General features: G+C 36.5%; 1 protein-coding gene and 1 pseudogene. Both read right to left on the reverse strand.

Annotated features, from left to right (window positions below; translation table 11 throughout):
- Nucleotides 1-483: 483 nt before the first annotated feature.
- Nucleotides 484-990 carry a bactofilin family protein gene (locus tag BN67_RS12375; protein WP_019224148.1) on the reverse strand — a complete coding sequence of 169 codons (507 nt, stop codon included), beginning with the start codon at nt 988-990 and terminating at the stop codon, nt 484-486.
- An 83-nt stretch (nt 991-1073) separates the two neighbouring features.
- Nucleotides 1074-1401: pseudogene (locus BN67_RS14595) on the reverse strand (hypothetical protein); the annotation flags it as partial.

Consider the following 1401-nt stretch of genomic DNA (forward strand, 5'->3'; position numbering starts at 1 on the left):
ATATTGATATATTACACAAACAAATATACCATAACATGTTGAATCTAAACAATGAATCTACATTTTTTGCTTGCAATTTTAGAGGCTATTTGGTATATAAATCGAAGTTTCCTCTTAGTTCAAAAAATCTACGCAAGTTAAAAACCGCGTCATTTAATGGCGCGTTTTTTATTTAGCACTTGCAATTATGCACATTATGTGTCAAAATAGTGTTGAATTTATTGCTCTGAACATTTCTCTTGTCTCTTAGTTATGAATTCGTACTTTTTTCGTTTTCTTTAGATAAAAGTGCCTAAACCGACGAATCATTTTGATAAAAGCCGTGTTAAGTTGCCTAGTGATTTGCACGGTTTTTATTATGAGCGCTTGTAATTTGATAGAGTTTTTATACATATGTATCTAACTTCTACAGGTAGTTGTTTTTTTTGGGTTTGTTAAAATTAAAGCCGCGTCATTCATTTGATACGGCTCTTTTTTTGAATCCTACCTTTTAGAAAGCGCTGCGTACCTTTCTCTCAATTCATCTATAGTTTCTACTCTATCTCCAGAATACATTAACCCCGTAGAAATCTCTTTTTTTCCTGTAACCCATGCACCTGAAAAAAGCTGCATATCTCCAAAAATACGTGCCCTGCCACCAATAATCGCACGACCATAAGCTCGTACATTGCCATGAACCTTCGCAAACCCATTAACATGCACCTCATCACAAATTACTGCATTTTCAAAAACCTTCGCATGCACCCAAACAACGGCAGCATTATAAACCTTGGCATCATCACCAACCCAACAACCACCATGATGAGAAAGGTTGTGTTCACTTTCAATAAAGCCACCTAAATCACCTTTTTTAACATCTCCAAAACTTATTAATGCTTTAATGCGATGAAGTGTTGTCATCCTGCCAAATTCATCTTTAACTTCTATAGTTTCATTAGTGAGCTCATATTTTTTGCATTTACCCATTTTGGGTAGACCTGTAATAATCATGAAAAAACGTCCATTCTATAAATTCGTTAGATTGTAAATTGAAAATGAAGGGAAAGGCGCCCCCGCCGCGCCGTAGTGTTATTTTATGCGGCTTTATTTTCAGTAATCTTTACAACGTTATCGCCTTCATAAACCTCACAATTTATGGGAACCGAGCATAAACCACTATGTATTTTTATCCTCGCATTCCCATAGACGTTCCCTCTAATCACGATATAACTAGAGATCTTGGCATTGCCATAAACAGAGCCATAAACATCTGTATGGCGTCCCACGCTAGCATTCTCATAAACCTTGCCATAAATTTTGGCAGCGCCACTGATAGCAGCATTGTCATAAACCTCGGCATTTCTATGAATACGTGCGCTCCCTGATAATTTTGCATTGCCATAAACCAAGCCCATTATAATA

Origin of the sequence: Bartonella rattaustraliani AUST/NH4 (assembly GCF_000312565.1) — a bacterium.
Taxonomy (GTDB): domain Bacteria; phylum Pseudomonadota; class Alphaproteobacteria; order Rhizobiales; family Rhizobiaceae; genus Bartonella; species Bartonella rattaustraliani.

Bases quoted from the DNA above. Each gene is read 5' to 3' on its own strand.
- BN67_RS12375 (WP_019224148.1), bottom strand. From the start codon at position 990: ATGATTATTACAGGTCTACCCAAAATGGGTAAATGCAAAAAATATGAG.